The following is a 22461-nucleotide window of genomic DNA, read 5'->3' on the forward strand; positions in this document are numbered from 1 at the left end:
TTTTCTCCTTTTACATAAATAAATTCCATAGCCCGATTGAAATCAATAGCAAGCCTGGAATGAAGGAAAATTTCTGAACCCAGTATGAGTCCGCAAAACGAAATCCACTTTTCATTCCAAAGGTTACAAAAAGGGCACTCATAATCGCAACCGTAATCGCCATGAATACAGGTGAAAATCCTATTAGCGCCGCTCCAATACCCGCACCAAATGCATCAAGAGACAAGGCAATCCCCAAAAGAAAGGCCTCTCTACCTGTAATGGTTCCTGACTTATCAAAATCTGCTTCCATCGGTTTGCGAAGGATTCTAATGACAAGACCTAGCTTTTTTATCTCAAGGGCAAATAAAACTTTCGTATCCATTTTTGTTTCTGTTTCTACTGGAAGTTGTTCTGTGTCATTTGGCTTTCGCCAAAGCACTGAATAGACTGCCCAAGTCCCGATGAGAACAAGGATGATGCCACCTAATGCCTCAGCAAATTGAGGTGACATATAGCTTTGAATCAACGTACCAAATCCCATCGCAACTAAAATGGAGATTGCCGAACAACTTGCAATAAATAATAATGAGAAAAATGGAAGTTTCATTTTTCGTAACCCGTATGTTAAGCCGACACCAAAGCTGTCTAAGCTAACCGCTAAAGCTAATACAAGTAAAGACAGTAATTCAACCATTGTAAAAGCCCCTTCCTACCTTACTGATAAGATAGTATATGGTAGGAGGTCATCCAATGTAACTTTATTTTTGGCAATCCGGACAGTAATGAGTTCCGCGACCGCCTACAACCGTTTTTACGATTGGGGTCCCGCAATTTACACATGGTTCATTTTTTCTTCCGTATACGACTAGAAATTGTTGGAAATAACCCATTTCCCCTTGTCCGTTTACGTATGACTTAATTGAACTTCCACCTTGGTCTACTGCTTCTTGAAGTGTAGCTACAATTTCTTGATGAAGCTTTTTAATTTGCTTGGTACTGACCTTTTTTGCAATAGTTTCTGGATGAATTTTTGCCCGAAACAAAGCTTCATCTACATATATATTACCAAGGCCAACTACTGTTTTTTGGTCTAACAAAACAACCTTAATCTTTCGTTCACAGTTCTTAAAGGCCTCACTCAACGTACGCGGAGTGAATTGGGGAGAAAATGGTTCCACTCCTAACTGTGCCAATGGCATGACCTTTTCTTCTTCTCCCCTAGGAAATAAATGCATCGTACCAAACTTCCGGACGTCTTGGTATCGTAGTTGTACCCCATCGGTAAATGTAAAAATGACGTGTACGTGCTTATTCACTTCTTCATCTGGGGTATATATCCCATAACGCCCTTCCATACGCAAGTGAGAGACCAATACAAAGTCGGTTAAAATAATCTTGAGAAACTTACCTCTCCGGGACACGTCTTCAATCGTTTGACCTTTAATTAAATGACGGAATTGTTCAATGTCATCAGGCTCTTTAATTATCCGTGGCCAAGTAATCGTTACATCCTCAATTGTCTTTCCTGTTATTAGTTTTTGTAACGTTCTTTTAACCGTTTCAACTTCTGGAAGTTCAGGCATTTTACTCTCTCCTTATTTTGCATCATACCAAGTTGCGCCATACTCTACCTCAACTTTTAATGGAACATCTAAAGATAGTGCATTCTCCATAACTTCTGGAACGAGCTTCTTCATTTTTTCTAGCTCATGGTCAGGCACTTCAAAAATCAATTCATCGTGAACTTGTAGTAATAGACGACTTTCTAACTTCTCTTCCTTAAGTTTGGTGGCCATATCAACCATAGCTTTTTTAATAATATCTGCAGCTGTTCCTTGAATTGGGGTATTCATCGCTGTACGTTCCGCAAAACTTCTCAGATTAAAATTACGACTCGTAATATCTGCTAAGTAGCGTCGACGATGAAGGAGCGTGGTGACAAACCCGTTTTCACGTGCTTGTTCTATAACGTTCTCCATGTAATCTTTAACTTTTGGATATGTTTCAAAATAGCGTTCAATAAATTCAGCAGCTTCTTTTCTCGTAATATCTAAGCTCTGAGATAAACCATAATCACTTATTCCATAAACAATTCCAAAGTTAACAGCTTTAGCACTTCGACGCATATTTGATGTAACCTCATCTTCTTTGACATGGAATACATCCATCGCGGTTCGTGTATGTATATCCATGTCTTCTTTAAATGCAGTCACTAGCTTTTCATCTTTTGCGATATGAGCTAATACTCGTAATTCAATTTGAGAATAATCTGCTGCTAAAATCGACATGCCTTTTTCAGATGGGACAAATGCTTTTCTTATTTTTCTCCCTTCTTCAAGGCGTATCGGGATGTTTTGTAAATTCGGTTCTGTTGAGCTTAGTCGTCCTGTTTGTGTCAACGCTTGGTTAAAGATAGTATGGATTTTACTTGTATCTTGATAAACCACTTTTAATAATCCTTCAATATATGTCGACTGAAGTTTTCCTAATTGTCGATAATGAAGAATGAGTTCAACAATTTCATGCTTGTCTTTTAACTTTTCAAGGATATCTGCTGATGTGGAAAAGCCTGTTTTTGTTTTTTTAATTACTGGTAGGTTTAACTTTTCAAAGAGAATCTCTCCTAGCTGCTTTGGTGAGTTAATATTAAACTTTACACCTGCGAGTTCATGAATCTTTGCTTCTAACTCTTGTAGCTTTTCGGATAACTCTTGTCCCATTTGTTCGAGGAAAGATGTATCGACCTTTATTCCTGTTGTCTCCATTTTTCCTAAAATAATCGATAACGGCATTTCTAAGTCTTCAAATAACGATTTTTGTTCATTCTTTTCTAACGCTTGCTCAAGCTCTGTTTTCAACTCATACATTGCAGAAGCCTTTCGAACAACATGCTGATGCAAGATGTCTTGAGAAGGTACTCCTTTTTTGGCCCCTTTCCCATATACTGTTTCATCGTACTCAACACTCTTTTTCCCTTGACGTTTTGTAATATCGGCAAGTTCATGTGATGAAACGGAAGGATCTAAAAGATAAGACGCAATTAAATAATCGAACTCAATTCCGTTTAATTCTATTCCTTTCCAACCGAGCGCAACAATTGCTCGTTTTGCATCAAATACCCATTTTTTATGTTCTGAGCTGTTTGCCCATGCGATAAATTGTTCGGATCCAAGGGCCGTTTCAGCTGAAAAAACATAATTTCCCGCTTCACTTACGATGGCGACCGAAATAATGTCGGCTTGATGATAGTTTTCCTCAAGGACTTCAATAACTAGTGCTGCGGGAGATGCAAAATGTTCTGCTTTAATCTCTGTTATAAACTCAAAATCAAGTTTTTCTTCAATTAATTCAGGTTGACTTTCTTCCCCGCCTACTTTATCTAAAAGTGAGTTAAATTCTAATTCCTTAAACAAATCAACGACATCTTCTTGACGGTATTCTCCAAAATTCATCGAGTCAAAATTAATATCTACCGGAACTTCACGATAAATAGTAGCTAACTCCTTACTCATTAATGCCTGTTCCTTATTTTCTTCGAGTCTTTCTTTCATTTTCTTACCAGAGATTTGGTCTATTGAATCTAATACCTTCTCAACGGAAGCAAATTCCTTTAACAGTTTAAGTGCTGTTTTTTCACCAATTCCAGGAACACCAGGGATATTATCCGAACTATCTCCCATAAGACCTTTCATATCAATGATTTGCTCTGGAGTAATTCCGTATTTTTCTTTAATTCCATCGACATTGTAAGTTTCAACGTTAGTAACTCCTTTTCGAGTTAACGATACTGTTACTTTATTGGTTACTAACTGAAGTAAGTCTTTATCACCAGAATAAATCTTCACATCCCACTCTTGGGCTTCTGCTTGCTTGGCTAACGTACCGATGATGTCATCCGCTTCATAATTCTCGACTTCAAAGCGAGAGATATTAAAAGCATCTAACACCTTACGAATGTAAGGGAACTGTTCAGATAATTCATGTGGTGTTTTTTGTCTACCACTTTTATATTCACCGTATGTATTATGACGAAATGTTGTTTTTCCAGCGTCAAAGGCAACAAGCATGTGTGTTGGTTTCTCTTCTTCAATCACTTTTAATAGCATCATCGTAAATCCATATACCGCATTTGTATACACACCTTTGTCATTATTTAACAAAGGCAAAGCAAAAAACGCCCGATACGCAATACTATTTCCATCAACTAATACTAATTTATTCATACAATCCCTGCTTTCTTCATCCTTCTACATTTATTTTATCATTACAGAAATAACGCTTCCACTTCTGAGCCATCAAATACCGCTTGTTCCAACACATTACCCACATATTTTTACCTTTATCTCTAAAAAAAAGACGAGGCAAGGGTGGGACAAAAGGTTAAAAAACAACCTTTTGTCCCACCCTCCTCTCGTTATTATTATTCAGTATATCCCATTAACAAACGGGCATAAGGCGAATTTGCTGGCAAGACAATAACCGTCTCATCTTGAATTGTTGTTTCATAGGAAAGGAGCGTTCGATAAAGATTATAAAAATCCGGATCAACTCCAAAGGCATCATTATAAATTTGTGCTGCCTCTGATTCCCCTTGGGCAATAATTTCATTGGCATCCGCTGTTGCTGTTGAAACAATGCGCTGAACATCTCGGTCTGTCCGCGCACGAATTCGGTTTGCTTCGGCATCCCCTTCAGATAAGTAAGCTTGTGCAGTTGATTGACGCTCTGAGATCATTCTTCTAAACACCGCTTGCTCATTCTCTTCAGGCAAATCGGTTCGTTTCATACGAATATCTGTAACTGATATCCCATAACCATCTCGAGTTAATAGCTCGTTCACACGATCACGAACCCGTTCGTTAAAACTTCCACGAGTTGATGCTTCATCATTGATGATTTCATCATAATTAAGTTGACCTAATTCTGCACGGATAACCGAGAAAATAAAGTTAGCCATGATTGACTCGGCACCTTCTACTGAACGTGCATTAGAAATCATTAATCGCGGGTCTTCAACTTTCCAAACCGCATAGTTGTCAACTAACATTCTCTTTTTATCTCTTGTATTGATTTCAGCAGGTGTAACATCATAACTCATTTGATATTTTGGTATGGAAGTTACCGTTTGAATAAAAGGTATCTTGTAACTTAATCCAGGTTCGTTTTCCACACGGACAACCTCACCGAATTGTCTTACAACCTTGTATTCTCCTTGCTCAACGATAAATAAATTACTAATCACAATCAAAAATAAGGAAATAATTATGACAATCGTTATACCAAGCCCAGTGTACTTCTTCCACTCATCACTAGGGCGTCTTTCATTGATATCTACAATATTATCGCTCATTAGTTACTCCTCCCTCAGCCTCTGGTCGACGTTCAATTGGTCGAATTGGTAGGTAGTTAACCGTATCATTATTACTGTCTAAAATATAGATGTCTGTCCCAGGCAACACCGTTTCAAGTGTTTCAAGGATAAGTCGCTGACGTGTAATGTCTGGATTTTGTCGATACTCGTTATAAAGTGCGTTAAATCGTGCTATATCACCACGTGCTCTTTCTACTCGTTCAATACTAGTTCCTTCTGCACGAGAAATAACTGCATCCTGTTCCCCTTCAGCTTCATTAATCAGCTGATTTCGATATTTTTCAGCTTCGTTAATTTTTGTTAAACGCTCTTCCCTTGCGTCGGTTACTTCCATAAAGGCTTGACGAACTTCTTCATTTGGGAGTTCGACATCTTGAAGTTTAACATCCATGACGGTAATTCCAATTTCATAAGCTTCTATAAGTTCTATTAAATATTCTCTTACTCTAGCTTCAATTTCAGGTCTCTGATCTGTTAATACTTCATCAATCAAAGAACTACCAATGACTCCACGGAGTGAAGCTGAAGAAGCATTAAATAGAATTCCTTCTGGGTCATTACTATTAAATAAGTATTGTTCTGGATTCGTTATACGCCATTGCACAATTAAATCAGCTAATAGGATGTTTTCATCCCCGGTAATCATTTTCGCTTCATCTGAGTAGGATAGGCCAGAATCTGTTTCTTGATAGCCCACTCGTAGTGCAAACGTCTCTCTTGGTAAAACTCGAACATTTTGAATAGGCCAAGGTAATTTAAAATGAAGACCTGGTTCTGTAATCGTTTCATCCACTTTACCGAACGTAATTAATGCTGCTTGTTCTGTTTCATCTACGGTATACCAGCCCGTGGCTAAAAATAAAGCAAGTATCCCTATCGCAAATAGTGAAACAAAACCTATAACTAATTGTTTTACTGTTACCATGTCATCCCCTCTTTCTGTTTTTTCCCCACTTGAACTTACGTTTTTCCGACCAAAAAGGTTTCAATTATATTATAGTATAAAAGATTATAAGAATATAGAAGTAACCATTTACAATTTCTACAATCAAAAAAACAAAAACAATAAAAAAAGACGAAAGCTAAAGGGGGGCTTCCGTCTTCAAGGGGATGTAATTCCAAAGTAATGTAAACTAGTTCTACTGGGATGAGTATCGTAGAGAGCAAGCTTACACGGCAATGGTGAAACTTCTTCTTCATTATAGTTGAGGACCGTAAATTTCGAGTGAAGGAAGTGTTAATCTTTTGTAAATCATTCTTTTGGTTCACTTGCGTTTCTATCAAAGGTCATCGTAAAAGTTGTTCCATGACCAACTTTACTAGAAACCTCTATGAAACCGTGATGCGCTTCGACCAAGTGTTTGACTATCGCAAGACCAAGTCCAGTCCCTCCTGAATTTCGACTGCGCGCTTTATCAACACGATAAAACCGCTCAAAAATTCGCGGAAGTTCCTGTTCGCTTATACCAATTCCACTATCCTGTACTATAATATTAATTTTCTGTTGTTCATTGACACTCACTTTAACATGAATGTTTCCTTCTGAAGGGGTATAGGTGATAGCATTGTTCACTAAATTAATCATAATTTGTTGAATACGGGCAGCATCTGCCTGCATAATTGGGACACCTTCAACATCATACAGTAATGCAATGTTCTTTTCTTCCGCTTTCACTTTTAACAGTTCTACGACTTCTTCAACAACATGGGCAATGTTCGTTTCATGCCAGTTTAGTTTGAAATATTGTTGTTCAATTCTTGAGAGTTCGAGAAGGTCATGGATCAAACTTTGAAGCCTTTCGCTTTCTTTTAAAATGATTGTCAGGAATTTCTTTCGTAACTGCTCATCTTCCATTGCTCCATCTAATAATGTTTCAGAAAAACCTCTAATCGATGTTACTGGTGTTTTCAGTTCATGAGACACGTTCGCAACGAAGTCTTTTCTGACTTGCTCTAGCTTTTTAAGTTCCGTGATGTCATGAAACACTAGAGCAATCCCTTTGAGTACTCCTTCTTCACTTAAAACTGGAGCCCCATAAACATCAAAATGCCTAACTTCAATATGAATTGGTAGCTTGATTTGTTTTCTTTGTTTTTTTTCCATCATGAAGATATCTTGAACGATTCTAATAACTTCCTTATGCTTAATGACCTCATAATAAAGCTTATTAAGCCATTTATCCGTATCCTCTTGGAAAATATCCTTACACGAGCGATTAATGAGAGTGATATCTCCCCGAGTATTGATAAAAAGAAGTCCACTACCCATGTTTTCAATTAATGTTTCCATCCGTTCTTGTTGCACTTGATGTCGTTTTGTAACTTGATCAAGGTTATAGGCTAAGACGTTAATAGAACGACTTAAACGACCAATTTCATCGTTTCTCCCTTCTGCAGTCCGTGCCTGAAAATTCCCTTCAGTTAATTGATTCGCTACTGTTGTTGCCTCTTCGATTGGTTGGATCATTTGATTTGCAATACGATAAATAACCGACACAATAACAATAAAGGTGAATGAAATACTTATAATCAATATCGTCCAGATGTTTTTATTCACATCACTTAATGCTTGAATCGGTATACCTAATCGAACAAATCCTAATAGTTGCTCACTTTCGTCCAACAAAGGTACTGCATAATAGAGAAGGTCTGCATTGACGGTATCGCTATACCTTATTTCATACCCGCCTTCGCCGTTAAGCGCAGTTTGGATTTCTGGTCGTTCGAGATGGTTATCCATGATTAAAGGTGATTTGGCAGATTCCCCTACCACCGTTCCATCAGGAGCAATTATCGTAATTCGTGCACCTAATCTAGTACTCAACTCAAGGGCAAGGTCTTGTAACTCTTCGCTATATACAAGGTCAAAATCTTTCACTGAAAATGCAGTAAGCTGAGTCTCTTTTTCCATTCTATCTGTTAGGTGGTCAAAATAAAAATCTTTAAAGAGTTGTCCGATAACAATCCCAAGACCGGCTAACGAGATTAAAGTTACCAATAGTATGGAAACAATTAGTTTATAGCGAAACTTAGACATCTAGTTGTGGCTCCTCCATTTTGTACCCTAGTCCTCTTATTGTTTTTATGTAGATTGGCTTTTTTGTATTTGGTTCAATTTTCTCTCGTAGATGACTTATATGAACATCAACAATTCGCGTATCGCCAACAAACTCATAATTCCATACTGCATTTAACAATTGATCTCGCGTTAACACTCTTCCCTTATGATTCGCTAAGTATAAAAGGAGTTCAAATTCTTTCGGTGTAAGCTCTAACTCCTTCCCTTTATACATAACCTCATAATTATTCGGAAATATTTGTACTTCCGCTATTTGTATAGATTCATTATCAACATTTACGGTTTCAATTGCTTGTTGCACTTGGCCAACTCTTCGTAAAATAGCCCTTACTCTTGCTACAACCTCTCGTGGACTAAATGGCTTTGTCATATAGTCATCTGCGCCAAGTTCTAACCCGAGTACCTTATCAAATTCATCGTCTTTCGCAGTCAGCATCAAAATAGGAGTCATTATTTTATGTATACGCATTTGTTTACAAACATCAAGACCATCCATTTCAGGTATCATTAAGTCTAAAATCACTAAATCAAATTTTTGTTCTTGAGCAAGTGAAAACGCAGTTGCACCATCCATTGCTGTTACAACTTCATAGCCAGCCTGCTCTAAATTAAACTGCAATAACATAACGATTGATTCTTCATCATCAACAACTAATAGTCTCTGAGACATCGTAGTCCTCCAATATTAAATAAATTAAACGTAAATATTGCTAATACAATTTGATTATATCAAACAATTGTAAATTTCATGTAAATATTATAAGAAAAGAGACGTAAGGAGCTTTTCTTATATGCAAGGTGCGAAGCCACTGCCTTTTTTAAAAGTGTTTTACAAGTGCCTTTCTTGTAAAATACGCGCAGTGCGCGAAGCCTTTGCCTTCCTGATTTACATTCACAGAAAACTGTAAAAAACAGGATGAGGAAAAACCCTCACCCTGCATTTGTGTATGTTATTCTTTAGGAAGTGCAGCCATTACACTTCGTACAGATTCGATCGAACGACTTAATGCCGCTTTCTCACCTTCAGTAAGTTCAAGCTCAATGACTTTTTCAATGCCATCTCCACCAAGAATCGTTGGAACACCAACATAAAGATCAGTATACCCGTATTCGCCTTCTAGATAAGCGATTGTAGGAATCACTCGTTTTTTATCTTTAAGGATAGCTTCCACCATTTGCGCGAGAGAAGCTGACGGTGCATAATACGCACTACCATTTCCTAATAAACCAACGATTTCACCGCCACCTTTTCGAGTACGTTCTACAATTGCATCTAACCGCTCTTTTGGAATAAGTGTTTCTAAAGGTATTCCACCAGCATAAGAGTAACGAATTAGAGGAACCATGTCGTCACCATGACCACCTAATACAAAACCAGTAATATCTTCTACTGACAGATTTAATTCTTGAGCAACAAACGTTCTAAAACGAGCCGTATCTAACACACCTGATTGGCCGATTACACGGTTCTTAGGAAACCCTGACTCTTTAAATACCGTATATGTCATGGCATCCGCAGGATTTGTTAAAACAATAATATAGCAGTCTGGAGAATATTTCACAACTTCCTTCGTAACAGCCTTCATTATGCCAGCATTTGTACTAACTAAGTCATCACGACTCATACCAGGTTTTCTTGCAATACCGGCTGTAATGACAACAACATCTGAATTAGAAGTGTCTTCGTAACTACTAGTACCAATGATATTTGCATCAATTCCTTGAACAGGAGTAGATTCAAGCATATCAAGTGCTTTTCCTTTTGTTGGACCTTCCATTTGTGGAATATCAAGAAGTACGACGTCTCCCAATTCTTTTTGAGCTACCATTAACGCTGTTGTTGCTCCAGTGAAACCGCCACCAATGACAGAAATCTTTCTTCTTTTTATTGCCATATACAGACACCCCTCATCCGTTTTTATAAGATAAGCGACAAAGCCGCCTTTTCTAAAAAATGCAACAAAATCAGAATTAATTCCTCAAAGAATACCCCATGTTATAATTCCCCAAAAAAAAGCTTCTAAAAACAAAAATAGGAAAAGGATAGCTAACTTATCGTTAGCTATTCTTTTCCTTACGTTTGATTAAAGGTTTTTAATTAATTCATTAGCAAACTCAGATGTTTTCACTTCTTGAGCGCCTTCCATTAGACGAGCAAAATCATATGTTACAACTTTGCTAGAAATTGTTTTTTCCATTGAAGCCATGATTAAATCAGCAGCTTCCGTCCAACCAAGGTGACGAAGCATTAACTCACCAGAAAGTAATACAGATGAAGGGTTAACAACATCTTGACCAGCATATTTAGGAGCTGTTCCATGAGTAGCTTCAAAGATAGCATGACCTGTGTCATAGTTAATGTTTGCTCCAGGAGCAATACCGATACCACCCACTTGAGCAGCTAAAGCATCAGAAATATAATCTCCGTTTAAGTTCATTGTTGCTACAACATCGAACTCAGCAGGACGAGTTAAGATTTGTTGTAAGAAGATATCAGCAATCGCATCTTTCACGATGATTTTGCCAGCAGCTTCTGCATCAGCTTGAGCTTTGTTCGCTGCATCTTTGCCATCACGCTCTGCAATTGCATCGTATTGAGCCCAAGTAAATACTTTATCACCAAATTCTTTTTCAGCTAACTCATAACCCCAGTTTTTAAATGCTCCTTCAGTGAATTTCATGATGTTTCCTTTATGAACTAAAGTAACACTCTTACGTCCTTCTGTAATTGCATAGTTAATTGCAGCACGAACTAGACGAGAAGTTCCTTCTTGAGAAACAGGCTTGATTCCGATACCTGACGTTTCAGGGAAACGGATTTTGTTAACTCCCATTTCATTTTTAAGGAATTCGATTAATTTTTTCACTTCATCGCTTCCCATTTGATACTCAATACCAGCATAGATATCTTCTGTATTTTCACGGAAGATTACCATGTCTGTATCTTCTGGGCGTTTTACAGGTGAAGGTACACCTTGGAAGTAACGAACAGGACGTAAGCAAGTGAATAAGTCTAATTCTTGACGAAGTGCTACGTTAAGAGAACGAATTCCACCACCAATTGGTGTAGTTAAAGGTCCTTTAATCGCAATTATGTATTCACGAACTGCATCTAATGTTTCAGCAGGTAACCAGCTTCCAGTTTGATTGAATGCCTTTTCTCCTGCAAGAATTTCTTTCCACTCAATTTTCTTTTCGCCATTATATGCTTTTTCAACTGCAGCATCTAATACTCGAGACGCAGCAGCCCAAATGTCAGGACCAATTCCATCTCCTTCGATAAAAGGAATTACTGGATTATTTGGTACTTCAAGTACCCCATTATTTACTTTAATTGCTTCTCCGTTTGCCATTTACAATTACCTCCCTAAAGTTATGAAACAAAATTAATAATGCCACATAGGCAAAAAAAATTTATATGAGGAGGGTTCCCCCTCCTAAAAAACGATTATCGTTGTTCAACTGAAACGTAAGACTGCTTATCAGGTCCTACGTATTCTGCTCTTGGACGGATTAAACGATTGTTGCTGTATTGCTCTAAAATATGAGCTAACCATCCAGATGTACGACTTATTGCAAAAATTGGCGTAAATAAGTCATGCTTAATTCCTAAGCTATGGTACATGCTTGCAGAATAAAAATCTACGTTTGGTAGAAGGCCTTTTTCACCAGTTACGATTTCTTCTATCTTAATTGACATTTCGTACCACTTTGGTTCTCCAGTCAATGCAGTCAGTTGCTTTGACATTTCACGTAAATGTTTTGCACGTGGATCACCATCTTTATACACGCGATGACCAAATCCCATAATTTTCTCTTTATTATCAAGCGCTTTACGAATGTATGGCTCAACATTTTCTAGTTCGCCGATTTCCATAAGCATTTTCATAACAGCTTCATTTGCTCCACCATGAAGGGGTCCTTTTAACGCTCCAATCGCAGCTGTTAAACCAGAATAAACATCTGATAATGTCGCAACACAGACACGTGCTGTAAAAGTTGATGCGTTTAATTCATGGTCTGCATGTAAGACTAATGCTTTATCAATGGCACTAACCGCAACATCAGAAGGTTCTTCACCAGTAAGCATGTAAAGAAAGTTAGCAGCAAACCCTAAATCGTTTCTAGGTGCTACAGGCTCTTTTCCTTCACGAATACGAGAAAAGGCAGTTACAATTGTAGGGATTTTAGCTTGAAGACGGATAGCTTTTTGACGGTTTGCTTCCTCATCCATTACATCTGCTTCTTCATCATATAATGCTAGACTTGACACAGCAGTACGTAGAGCTGCCATCGGATGTACTTTATCATTAGGATAGCTCTTCATGTAATCTGTGATTTCTTGAGGAATATGAGCATTTTCAGCTAATTCCTTTGTTAATTCACTTAGCTCGTCTGCCTTTGGTAGACGTCCGTTCCATAAAAGGTAAACCACTTCTTCAAAGCTCGCATTATCAGCAAGTTCATCGATATCATATCCTTGATATGTTAATACACTATCGATAATTGAGCTAACGCTCGACGTTGTCGCGACAACACCTTCTAAACCTTTAGTTGCACTCATTTCAACCTCTCCTTTACCCTGTTTTCTTCGTACACATCACCCTCGGAAAATGACTCATACATTCCCCCCATGGAAAGCGTAATCGTATATATTTTCCTATTTAGAACAGATACTTATGTAGAAAGGAAGTTTACAATCAACTTAATTATAAACATTTTTTAATCTTTTGTGAACGTTTTATGCTTAAGATTACGTCTACACCCAAAAGTTCAACTAATCAGACTTTTCAGAATATCTCTATTTCTATTTTAGTTATGTTAATAATTGAAAAACTCTCATCACTAAATAAGCAATTCCTGCTCCTATTAATGGTCCAACTGCAACTCCTTTAAAGAAAGCTACTGCTAAAATGGTTCCCATTACGAGTGCCGTAGTAATATGCGGATCTGACTTTAGTAAGTCTAGTCCGCCTGCTGCAATAACTGCAACAGCAATTCCAGATACCATGGCAACCCATGCATATGGAGATTTAAAAGCTTCCCCAAGCTGTTTAAATCCAATTTCACCTGTAACAATAGGCACCAATACCGCTATTGTGATAATGGTGACTCCCCAATTTATCCCCTTTTGTTGAATAATCGGTAGTAACTTATCTCCAACACCACTATATTTAATGGCTAATAATACAATGACGGCAATGATTAATGAGTTGTTTTTACCAACCCACCCGATTACCAACAAAATTAACATAAAAATTGTTGCTTGTGTGATCAAGTTAACTGGACATCCTTCCACATAGGTTCTACCTTATATACTATATCACAAATATCCCTTCACTGCTCCACTTTGCTATGTTTCAAAGGTTTGTCTCATGTTTTAAGAGGTTGTCTCATATAGTTTAGTATGACTTAGTTAGGGGAGGGCGCAACCCTTGAATAAAGCTTACCTTAGTATCGCTTTTCGCTTTTCATTTGTTTTTTTATGTATTTTGGTTACAATTTTACTTTTTTATTTTATTACAACGATAACATACCCTTTTTTATTTGGATTTATACTAGCATTTATGATTAACCCGTTTGTTACCTTTTTAGAATCGAGGCTTAAGTTCAAAAGAGGGATTGCTGTCTTTATTACCCTGTCATTGTTCATTGGAACAATGGCCGGATTATTAACGTTATTTATTGCTGAAATGATCTCGGGCTCAAACTATTTAGCTGCTGCGGTTCCCGTTCACATTAAAAAGCTTACGATGCACTTAGAAACCTTTTTTTTAACGATTATTATCCCATTATATGAATCAATTATAAAACTATTTAATACGCTCGACCATGAGCACCAGGCAACGATAATGAACTATGTTCAAGCATTTTCTTCACAAGTCGCCAATACGATAAGTAATGCAGTACAAAAATTATTTACTGGATTGTCCGACTTACTCATTTCATTGCCTAATTTAGCAACTGTTATTATTTTTTCATTAATGTCTAGCTTTTTTATCAGCAAAGATTGGCATAAACTTACTCGATTCTTTCGCAATATTGTTCCTATGAAAGTCGTTACTAGTACTCGAAAAGTTATCAAAGGATTAAAACAAGCGATTGTTGGCTATATTATGGCGCAGCTAACGTTAATATCAATTACTTGTGTCATCGTACTAAGCGGGTTATTACTTTTTAAAGTTGACTACCCAATTACGATTGCCATCGTCATCGCTATCGTTGATTTGATTCCTTATTTAGGTACTGGCCTTATCTTCATTCCGTGGATTATTTATGCGTTTGTATCGAGTGATTTTTCATTTGCTATTAGTTTATCAATACTATATGGAATTGTTTTAGTTCAACGACAAATAATGGAACCTAAAATATTATCAGACGGTATCGGAGTTGACCCGTTGGCCACACTAATTGCTCTGTTTGTTGGTTTCCAGCTCTTTGGTTTACTCGGACTCTTTATCGGTCCTGCTTCACTCGTATTCTTAAAGACTTTATATAACGCACATGTCTTTCATGACTTACGTGATTACATCCTAGCTGGACAAAATAAAACTCCGAAATAAAAAAGAAAAACCGCTAGCGGTCTTTTCTTAGAGGCACTGTGCGAAGCCGCTACCTTCTTTTAAAGACAAACAAAAGTGGGGTTCTCTTGTTTGACGCGTAGCGAGCGAAGCCAGTGCTCTTCCTGAGTATTCTCCAGGGCTTCTACGAAATTTCTTTAAAAAAAGACACTGAAAAAGTTATAAACCAACTTTCTTCAGTGTCTTTCTTTGTTAAATTCCTCTTCAATTTAAATTATCTTCGAGAGATAAAAACAAAATTCCCGTTCTTAAATAAGCGCTGGAACACTCGTATCAGTAATGCTTTAATTGTTGAGCGGGTATATGGGATTAATAAATAAAAACCAATACCATCTGTAATAAATCCGGGAGTTAATAGCAACACACCGCCAACTAAAATACAAAGTCCATCAACAATGACGCCACTTGGTATTTCTCCGTTTTGAAGCTGAAGTTGGGCAACACGCAATGTATGAATGCCTTCTTTTTTAGCTAACCATGCCCCAATAATCCCTGTTAAGATAACCAGTAAAATCGTAATCGGAATTCCAATATAATTACTTGATAACACGAGAACCCCAATTTCAAGCGCAGGTATAACAATTAATAAGAGAACTAATATACGATACATCGTTATCTTCTCCTTTAGTATAAGCGAATAAGTGTAATTAAGGGTGTTCTATAGGATGAATTATCCTTAGAACACCCCTATATTATACCTTAATAGATTCTAGCTTGTCCTCTATAAATATAGCCACGAGTACTATCTACTGTAACCTCTTCACCATTTTCAAAGTAGTTTGTCGCATTCTCTACTCCTACAATGACTGGGATACCTAAGTTTAGACCAACCACTGCCGCATGTGAAGTTAATCCACCTTCTTCTGTAATAACAGCTGATGCCTTTTCAAAAGCCGGTACCATATCTTTATCTGTACCTGTAGTAATTAAAACAGCTCCATCAACCATGTTATCAAGTGCTTCTTGTGCTGTTTTAGCAACAACTACTTTACCAGTTGCTGTCTTTACACCAACACCTTGTCCTTTAGCGACAACTTCGCCAATGACATGTACTTTCATGATGTTAGTTGTTCCTGATTCAGCAACAGGGACACCTGCAGTAATAACAACAAGATCTCCATGATTCACGTATCCTGATGCTAATGATGATTTCACAGCAATATCAAGCATTTCATCTGTAGTTTCTGCAACTTGTCCAAGTTGAGGGTATACTCCCCATACAAGTGAAAGACGGCGAAGTACGTTTTCATTACTTGTTACAGCAATAATTGGAGACTTTGGACGATACTTTGAAGTCGCGCTAGCCGTATATCCACTTTCAGTTGCCGTAATAATTGCTGATGCATCTAAATTAAAAGCCGTATGTGCAACTGATTGACTGATTGCACTTGTGATTGAAGGGCTAGTTAATTTAACACGTTTTGATAATAGTTCTTGATAGTTAAGTGCCTGTTCTGTTCTTCTTGCAATGTTATGCATCGTTTGAACGGATTCAACTGGATAATCACCAGCTGCTGTTTCACCAGATAACATAATTGCATCTGTACCATCAAAAATTGCATTTGCAACATCACTGGCTTCTGCTCTTGTTGGTCTTGGGTTACGTTGCATGGAATCCAACATTTGTGTTGCAGTAATAACAGGCTTAGCTGCTATGTTACATTTTTTAATTAGTTCTTTTTGAACAAGTGGAACTTCTTCTGCTGGAATTTCAACCCCTAAGTCTCCACGTGCAACCATTAAACCATCAGATACTTCAAGAATTTCATCGATGTTATCGACACCTTCTTGGTTTTCAATTTTTGGAATGATATGGATGTCAGTTGCACCGTGCTTTTCTAACAATTCACGAATTTCTAATACGTCAGTTGCACGACGCACGAAAGAAGCAGCGATAAAGTCAACACCTTGCTCGATACCGAAAATAATATCTGCTGCATCTTTATCTGTAATTCCTGGTAAATTCACACTTACATTAGGTACATTAACACCTTTTTTATTTTTAAGCGTTCCGCTGTTTAAAATTTTTGTACGGATTTCATCTTGTCCTACTTCGATTACTTCAAGACCAATTAGACCGTCATCTAACAGGATTTTTGAACCTGGATGAACATCATTTACTAATCCAGGGTATGTAATTGAGATTTTCTTTTCTGTTCCAACTACTTCAGTCATGGAGAGAATAAGCTCTTCTCCTTGGACCAATTGTGCTACGCCACCTTCTAATGTTTGCGTACGAATTTCTGGTCCTTTCGTATCAAGAAGGATAGCAACCGTTTTACCTGTTCTAGCAGATGCTTCACGTAAATTCTTAATTCTAGCACCGTGCTCCTCAAAATCACCATGCGAAAAGTTTAAACGGGCTACATTCATACCTGCTTCAATAAGTTCTGTTAACTTTTCTAAACTCTCACTTGCTGGTCCAATCGTACATACAATTTTCGTCTTTCTCATAATTCCTTCCAACTCCTTACACCTACATTAAGTTTTTTTTATATCGATAATTCTTGTGACAGCTTGTACATCTCTAAATCAATTGAATGTGGAACTTTTAAAATTTCTGTAATGTCATGGTACACAAGCTTATTATTTTGAATTCCAACTGTCACTCCAGCTTTCCCTTCTAATAAAAGCTCTACTGCCTTTGCTCCAAGTCGGCTAGCTAAGACACGGTCTGAACCAGTCGGTCTGCCACCTCTTTGAATATGACCTAACACGGTTACTCTTGTTTCAAGGTTGGTCGCTTCTTCGATTTGTTTTGCAAACTCAACGCCACTTCCTACCCCTTCAGCAACAATAATAATACTGTGTTTCTTGCCACGTTTATGACCTCGCTCTAATCTTTCAACGATTTGCCCCATATCATATTGTGCTTCAGGGATAATAATCGTTTCGGCTCCATCAGCTAAACCAGACCATAAAGCTAAGTCACCCGCATCACGACCCATCACTTCAATTATGTACGTTCTTTCATGTGAAGTTGCCGTATCACGAATCTTATCTATCGCATCAATAACTGTATTCAAAGCGGTATCAAAACCAATTGTAAAATCAGTGCCTGGAATGTCGTTATCAATGGTACCAGGAACGCCAATGGTTGGATAGCCATGTTCAGTTAACTTTTGAGCGCCACGGTATGAACCGTCACCCCCAATGACGACTAACCCTTCAATCCCGAATTTTTTTAGTTGCTCAATTCCCTGCACTTGCCCTTCAAGCGTTTTAAACTCTTCACATCGAGCGGTATAAAGCATCGTACCACCACGGTGAATAATATCTCCTACAGAACCAATCTCAAGCTTTTTAATATTTCCTGTGATTAACCCCGCATACCCGTTGTAAATACCATACACTTCTAAGCCGTGAAAAATTGCTTTTCTCACAACAGCTCGAATTGCAGCATTCATCCCCGGAGAATCGCCACCACTTGTTAATACTCCAATTTTTTTCATTATGTAAACCTCCTATCACAATGGTCTTTATAATTCAAAATACCACTTTCATTGGATGAAAACAATAGTCTACTCGACAAAATAGAAAGTGCTTCCTTTATTGAAGAAAGCACTTTCCCCTTATTCTACGCTAATGGCATCGTTTACAAACGAATATTTTCCGATATTTTTATATTTTTCGTAACGTTTTTCAACAAGTTGGTCTTTCGAGTATAGAGATAACTCTTGTAGTGACTGTTCTAGAACAAGATCAATCGCATCTGATTGCTCTTTAATATCTCGATGAGCCCCACCCTTTACTTCCGGAATAATTTCATCAATGACACCAAGCTCCTTTAAATCTGGAGCTGTAATTTTCATCGTTTCAGCTGCACGTTGTGCCTGAGAAGCATCCTTCCATAATAATGCTGCTGCACCTTCAGGAGAGATAACTGAATATGTTGAATTCTCTAGCATATGGATTCGGTCGCCAACACCTAATGCTAATGCTCCACCACTTCCACCTTCACCAATGACAACACAAACAATTGGCACAGTTAACCCAGCCATCTCAAGTAGGTTCCTTGCGATAGCTTCACTTTGCCCACGTTCTTCAGCTGCCATTCCAGGATATGCACCTTTTGTGTCAATAAAACAAACAATTGGACGGGAAAACTTTTCTGCTTGTTTCATTAGTCTTAGAGCTTTACGGTACCCTTCAGGATGAGGCATTCCAAAGTTACGAAAAATATTATCTTTTGTATCTTTTCCTCGTTGATGACCTATAACAGTGACTGCTTTTCCTTTATATTTTGCAATTCCACCAACAATAGCAGCATCATCACCATATAATCTATCCCCATGCATTTCAATAAAATCAGTAAATAAGTGCTCGATATAATCTAATGTTGTTGGTCTTTCACTGTGACGTGCGATCTGTACTCGCTCCCATGGTTTTAACTGACCGTAAATATCTTTTTCAAGTGCCTGAAGTCTCGTCTCAAGCTTTTTAATTTCATCAGATAAGTCAATGTCTTTCTCTTTTGTAAAGGCCTTTAACTCATTGATTTTATCTTGTAATTCTACGATTGGCTTTTCAAAAGCTAAATCATTCGCCATATTTATTCACCTCCCTAGTTATAATGAATTTCTAGAACTTTAGCCAATGTTTCTTTCATTTCCTTGCGATGAATGACTTTATCTAATTGACCATGCTTTAGTAAAAATTCGGCCGTTTGAAAGTCATCTGGAAGGTCCTGACGAATCGTCTGTTCAATAATTCTTCTTCCCGCAAAACCAATTAATGCACCCGGCTCAGCAAAATTATAATCACCAAGTGATGCAAAGCTAGCAGAAACCCCGCCCGTTGTTGGGTGCGTCATTACTGAAATAAATAATCCGCCCTGGGTATCAAGTTTTTTAAGAGCCGCACTTGTCTTTGCCATTTGCATTAAACTAAGAACACCTTCTTGCATCCTAGCGCCACCTGAAGCGGAAAAGAGGATGAAAGGTTGTCTATGTTCGATTGCCTTTTCAATCGCTCTTGCAATCTTTTCTCCAACTACAGAACCCATACTTCCCATTCTAAAACGAGGGTCCATGACACCAATCACAGTAGGAATGCCTTCAAGTAACCCCTGCCCAGTAACTACCGCTTCGTTTAATTTTGTCTTTTCACGGTCTTTCTCAAGCTTGTCAAGATAGGTCGGGAACCCAAGCGGATCTTCTGCAATCATTGTTTTATCAAATTCAATAAATGTGCCTTCATCCAATATACATTCTAATCTTTCATAAGCCGTCATTCTGTGATGAAAATCACATGATACACACACCATTTTATTTTTCTTTAATTCCTTCGTATACATAATTGTCCGACAAGACGGACACTTTGTCATGAGTCCTTCTGGCACTTCTTGTTTCGCTCGTTCCGAAGGGATAGTAGCATACTTTTTCTTCTTAGAAAAAAAATCTTTTAACACAGTCACACCTCTTTAGTATAGAAGTCCTTTTTGAAAATTTTAACCAATCATACCATATACTCTCTTTTTCCATCAATGAAAACACCACTTAAAACCAACTGTTTTCTAGATGTCGCGTTAAAACTTGAACCGCTTTTTGCTCATTTTTTTCAACAAGCGCTTGATATATATCTTCATGTTCGTTCGTGAAATCTTTTATATCCTTTTGTTCCGTGGCTGCTTTGTGATATTCAACGAGAGGCAACCAAATATTAATTAACAATTTGTTTTGACTAGCCTCAACAATCTTTTTATGAAATAGGTAATCCTTTTCGAGCGGTACCTGTCCCAAACTAGCTTCTTCTTTTGCCTCTCCTAACAACTGTTTAAGTTCTGTTAGCGTGTCAGTTGTTATCCTTTGACAAGCTAATTTCATGGCTTCTACTTCTATGATTCTACGAGTTTCTGCTAGGTCAGCTCTAGCAACTTCATCTCGCAAAACAAAAGAAAGGACAATTTCAACCAATCGGTAACTACCTGCTTTTTTTATAAATGTCCCTTCTCCTCTTTTGGTTTCAATCAAATCTAACAGTTCAAGAGCTCGGAGCGCTTCTCTAACCGATGAACGACCTACTTGAAGTCGCTCGCTAAGCTCTCGTTCTGATGGGAGTTTGTCTCCATTTTGCAGTTGATCATTTATTATAATTTCGTTTAACTCTTTTAAGATTTCAATATAAACTTTCGATTGTTGCATTCTTTCCCTCTTTCTTATTTGCGTCGACCTACTCTATCATCGTAAGTTTTTTTGTTTTTTCAGCTATTTCCTCAGGGTCGACATTTTTCCTTGCCACCCCAGTTTCCATTGCTGCAGTCGCTACGGCGGAAGCGACTGCAGGAGCGACTCTCGGGTCAAACGGAGCAGGAATGACGTATTCAGGAGTCAACTCTGATTCATTTATTAAATTAGCTATCGCGTATACCGCAGCAACCTTCATCTCTTCATTGATATGCGTGGCACGAACATCGAGAGCACCCCTAAAAATGCCTGGAAACGCCAACACATTATTTACTTGATTTGCAAAATCCGAACGTCCTGTTCCAATAACTTTGGCTCCAGCTTCTCTGGCAAGATCAGGCATGATTTCAGGGTCAGGGTTAGCCATCGCAAAAATAATCGGGTCCTCATTCATAGATTGAATCATCTCTTTTGTGAGTGCACCCGCTACTGAGACACCAATAAAAACATCTCCGCCCTTGATAACCTCTGCTAGGCTTCCTTCGATGCGTTCCCGGTTGGTGAATTTAGCAACTTCGTCTTTAATGCTATTCATTCCGTATGTACGACCGTCAAAAATAGAGCCTTTTGAATCACACATGATGATATCTCGAACCCCCATGCGTTGAAGCAACTTGATAATTGCTATTCCAGCAGCACCTGCTCCATTTGCAATGACTTTAATCTCAGACAGTTTCTTGCCTGTTATCTTTAGTGCATTAATAAGACCTGCTAAAGTTACAATAGCTGTTCCGTGCTGGTCATCATGAAACACTGGAATGTTCGTTTCTTTTTTCAGTCTTTCCTCAATCACAAAACAGTTTGGAGCCGCAATATCCTCTAAATTCACTCCACCGAAGTTTGGTTCTAATAACTTCACGGTTTCAATTATTTTTTCAACATCATTTGTATTTAAGCAAATTGGAAATGCATCTACACCTGCAAAGGATTTGAATAAAACAGCTTTTCCTTCCATTACTGGTAGAGCCGCTTCTGGCCCTATGTTTCCTAGTCCTAATACAGCTGTTCCATCTGTTACAACAGCGACCATATTCCCTTTCATTGTGTAATCATAAACAGCTTCCTTATTATCAAAAATTTCTTTACAAGGTTCTGCAACGCCAGGTGAATACGCTAAACTCAAGTCCCTCGCATTTCTTACAGGAACCTTTGCTTTTGATTCCAGTTTACCTTTGTTTACACGGTGAATATGTAATGCCTCTTCTCTCGTTGTTGCCATGAAACCACACTCCTTCAATCTATCCAACCATGGATAGCCTTTTA

19 protein-coding genes are annotated in these 22461 nt (G+C 37.9%); 1 reads left to right on the forward strand and 18 read right to left on the reverse strand.

What is annotated here, in order from left to right; all coding sequences use genetic code 11:
- Positions 1–10 precede the first annotated feature (10 nt).
- From ytaF to BK585_RS18755, 11 genes are all read right to left on the reverse strand, one after another.
- Positions 11–676 carry a sporulation membrane protein YtaF gene (gene ytaF, locus BK585_RS18705; protein WP_078555456.1) on the reverse strand — a complete coding sequence of 222 codons (666 nt, stop codon included), beginning with the start codon at positions 674–676 and terminating at the stop codon, positions 11–13.
- 64 nt (positions 677–740) lie between these two features.
- Positions 741–1565 (reverse strand): DNA-formamidopyrimidine glycosylase, encoded by an 825-nt coding sequence (mutM, locus tag BK585_RS18710; protein WP_078555457.1) that lies wholly within the window; start codon positions 1563–1565, stop codon positions 741–743.
- 12 nt (positions 1566–1577) lie between these two features.
- Positions 1578–4205 carry a DNA polymerase I gene (gene polA / locus BK585_RS18715; RefSeq protein ID WP_078555458.1) on the reverse strand — a complete coding sequence of 876 codons (2628 nt, stop codon included), beginning with the start codon at positions 4203–4205 and terminating at the stop codon, positions 1578–1580.
- Positions 4206–4402: 197 nt separating this feature from the next.
- Positions 4403–5332 carry a protease modulator HflC gene (hflC, locus tag BK585_RS18720; RefSeq protein WP_078555459.1) on the reverse strand — a complete coding sequence of 310 codons (930 nt, stop codon included), beginning with the start codon at positions 5330–5332 and terminating at the stop codon, positions 4403–4405.
- On the reverse strand, positions 5322–6278 hold the full coding sequence (gene hflK, locus BK585_RS18725; protein WP_078555460.1) for an FtsH protease activity modulator HflK: 957 nt from the start codon (positions 6276–6278) through the stop codon (positions 5322–5324). Before hflK ends, hflC begins: the two co-directional genes overlap by 11 nt.
- Before the next feature lie 327 nt (positions 6279–6605).
- Entirely contained in the window at positions 6606–8390 is a 1785-nt protein-coding gene (pnpS, locus tag BK585_RS18730) for a two-component system histidine kinase PnpS (RefSeq protein WP_078555461.1), read from the reverse strand.
- A complete protein-coding gene (locus BK585_RS18735) occupies positions 8383–9102 on the reverse strand; it encodes a response regulator transcription factor (protein ID WP_078555462.1) in 720 nt (239 codons plus the stop codon). Before BK585_RS18735 ends, pnpS begins: the two co-directional genes overlap by 8 nt.
- A gap of 280 nt (positions 9103–9382) precedes the next feature.
- A complete protein-coding gene (gene mdh, locus BK585_RS18740) occupies positions 9383–10327 on the reverse strand; it encodes a malate dehydrogenase (protein ID WP_078555463.1) in 945 nt (314 codons plus the stop codon).
- Positions 10328–10516: 189 nt separating this feature from the next.
- Positions 10517–11785 carry an NADP-dependent isocitrate dehydrogenase gene (gene icd / locus BK585_RS18745; RefSeq protein ID WP_078555464.1) on the reverse strand — a complete coding sequence of 423 codons (1269 nt, stop codon included), beginning with the start codon at positions 11783–11785 and terminating at the stop codon, positions 10517–10519.
- Positions 11786–11880: 95 nt separating this feature from the next.
- The gene (gene citZ, locus BK585_RS18750) at positions 11881–12996 is read right to left on the reverse strand and encodes a citrate synthase (protein WP_078555465.1); all 1116 of its coding nucleotides are present in this window, start codon (positions 12994–12996) and stop codon (positions 11881–11883) included.
- Between the two features lie 252 nt (positions 12997–13248).
- The gene (locus BK585_RS18755) at positions 13249–13710 is read right to left on the reverse strand and encodes a DUF441 domain-containing protein (RefSeq protein ID WP_078556903.1); all 462 of its coding nucleotides are present in this window, start codon (positions 13708–13710) and stop codon (positions 13249–13251) included.
- Between the two features lie 157 nt (positions 13711–13867).
- Between BK585_RS18755 and ytvI the strand changes: the two genes are divergently transcribed.
- Positions 13868–14995, forward strand: a complete 1128-nt coding sequence (ytvI, locus tag BK585_RS18760; RefSeq protein ID WP_078555466.1) for a sporulation integral membrane protein YtvI — start codon at positions 13868–13870, stop codon at positions 14993–14995.
- Between the two features lie 232 nt (positions 14996–15227).
- Here ytvI and BK585_RS18765 read toward each other — a convergent pair whose 3' ends face one another.
- The 7 genes from BK585_RS18765 to ystJ all read right to left on the reverse strand — a co-directional run bounded on the left by BK585_RS18765 (position 15228) and on the right by ystJ (position 22417).
- Complete coding sequence (locus BK585_RS18765) at positions 15228–15623, reverse strand: FxsA family protein (protein WP_078555467.1); 396 nt, start codon at positions 15621–15623, stop codon at positions 15228–15230.
- 89 nt (positions 15624–15712) lie between these two features.
- The gene (gene pyk, locus BK585_RS18770) at positions 15713–17467 is read right to left on the reverse strand and encodes a pyruvate kinase (protein WP_078556905.1); all 1755 of its coding nucleotides are present in this window, start codon (positions 17465–17467) and stop codon (positions 15713–15715) included.
- Between the two features lie 38 nt (positions 17468–17505).
- A complete protein-coding gene (pfkA, locus tag BK585_RS18775) occupies positions 17506–18465 on the reverse strand; it encodes a 6-phosphofructokinase (RefSeq protein WP_078555468.1) in 960 nt (319 codons plus the stop codon).
- 120 nt (positions 18466–18585) lie between these two features.
- Positions 18586–19563 carry an acetyl-CoA carboxylase carboxyl transferase subunit alpha gene (gene accA / locus BK585_RS18780; protein WP_078555469.1) on the reverse strand — a complete coding sequence of 326 codons (978 nt, stop codon included), beginning with the start codon at positions 19561–19563 and terminating at the stop codon, positions 18586–18588.
- Between the two features lie 14 nt (positions 19564–19577).
- The gene (gene accD / locus BK585_RS18785; protein WP_078555470.1) at positions 19578–20423 is read right to left on the reverse strand and encodes an acetyl-CoA carboxylase, carboxyltransferase subunit beta; all 846 of its coding nucleotides are present in this window, start codon (positions 20421–20423) and stop codon (positions 19578–19580) included.
- A gap of 88 nt (positions 20424–20511) precedes the next feature.
- Entirely contained in the window at positions 20512–21156 is a 645-nt protein-coding gene (locus tag BK585_RS18790; RefSeq protein ID WP_078555471.1) for a FadR/GntR family transcriptional regulator, read from the reverse strand.
- Between the two features lie 28 nt (positions 21157–21184).
- Positions 21185–22417, reverse strand: a complete 1233-nt coding sequence (ystJ, locus tag BK585_RS18795; protein ID WP_078555472.1) for an NADP-dependent malic enzyme — start codon at positions 22415–22417, stop codon at positions 21185–21187.
- Positions 22418–22461: the final 44 nt, after the last annotated feature.

The sequence above is a fragment of the Bacillus alkalicellulosilyticus genome (genome assembly GCF_002019795.1).
Lineage (GTDB): Bacteria > Bacillota > Bacilli > Bacillales > Bacillaceae_F > Bacillus_AO > Bacillus_AO alkalicellulosilyticum.

What these genes read in the sequence shown, in the direction of transcription:
- ytaF (WP_078555456.1), bottom strand. Translation starts at nt 676, where the DNA reads ATGGTTGAATTACTGTCTTTACTTGTATTAGCTTTAGCGGTTAGCTTA.
- mutM (WP_078555457.1), bottom strand. Translation starts at nt 1,565, where the DNA reads ATGCCTGAACTTCCAGAAGTTGAAACGGTTAAAAGAACGTTACAAAAA.
- polA (WP_078555458.1), bottom strand. Translation starts at nt 4,205, where the DNA reads ATGAATAAATTAGTATTAGTTGATGGAAATAGTATTGCGTATCGGGCG.
- hflC (WP_078555459.1), bottom strand. Translation starts at nt 5,332, where the DNA reads ATGAGCGATAATATTGTAGATATCAATGAAAGACGCCCTAGTGATGAG.
- hflK (WP_078555460.1), bottom strand. Translation starts at nt 6,278, where the DNA reads ATGGTAACAGTAAAACAATTAGTTATAGGTTTTGTTTCACTATTTGCG.
- pnpS (WP_078555461.1), bottom strand. Translation starts at nt 8,390, where the DNA reads ATGTCTAAGTTTCGCTATAAACTAATTGTTTCCATACTATTGGTAACT.
- BK585_RS18735 (WP_078555462.1), bottom strand. Translation starts at nt 9,102, where the DNA reads ATGTCTCAGAGACTATTAGTTGTTGATGATGAAGAATCAATCGTTATG.
- mdh (WP_078555463.1), bottom strand. Translation starts at nt 10,327, where the DNA reads ATGGCAATAAAAAGAAGAAAGATTTCTGTCATTGGTGGCGGTTTCACT.
- icd (WP_078555464.1), bottom strand. Translation starts at nt 11,785, where the DNA reads ATGGCAAACGGAGAAGCAATTAAAGTAAATAATGGGGTACTTGAAGTA.
- citZ (WP_078555465.1), bottom strand. Translation starts at nt 12,996, where the DNA reads ATGAGTGCAACTAAAGGTTTAGAAGGTGTTGTCGCGACAACGTCGAGC.
- BK585_RS18765 (WP_078555467.1), bottom strand. Translation starts at nt 15,623, where the DNA reads ATGTATCGTATATTAGTTCTCTTATTAATTGTTATACCTGCGCTTGAA.
- pyk (WP_078556905.1), bottom strand. Translation starts at nt 17,467, where the DNA reads ATGAGAAAGACGAAAATTGTATGTACGATTGGACCAGCAAGTGAGAGT.
- pfkA (WP_078555468.1), bottom strand. Translation starts at nt 18,465, where the DNA reads ATGAAAAAAATTGGAGTATTAACAAGTGGTGGCGATTCTCCGGGGATG.
- accA (WP_078555469.1), bottom strand. Translation starts at nt 19,563, where the DNA reads ATGGCGAATGATTTAGCTTTTGAAAAGCCAATCGTAGAATTACAAGAT.
- BK585_RS18790 (WP_078555471.1), bottom strand. Translation starts at nt 21,156, where the DNA reads ATGCAACAATCGAAAGTTTATATTGAAATCTTAAAAGAGTTAAACGAA.
- ystJ (WP_078555472.1), bottom strand. Translation starts at nt 22,417, where the DNA reads ATGGCAACAACGAGAGAAGAGGCATTACATATTCACCGTGTAAACAAA.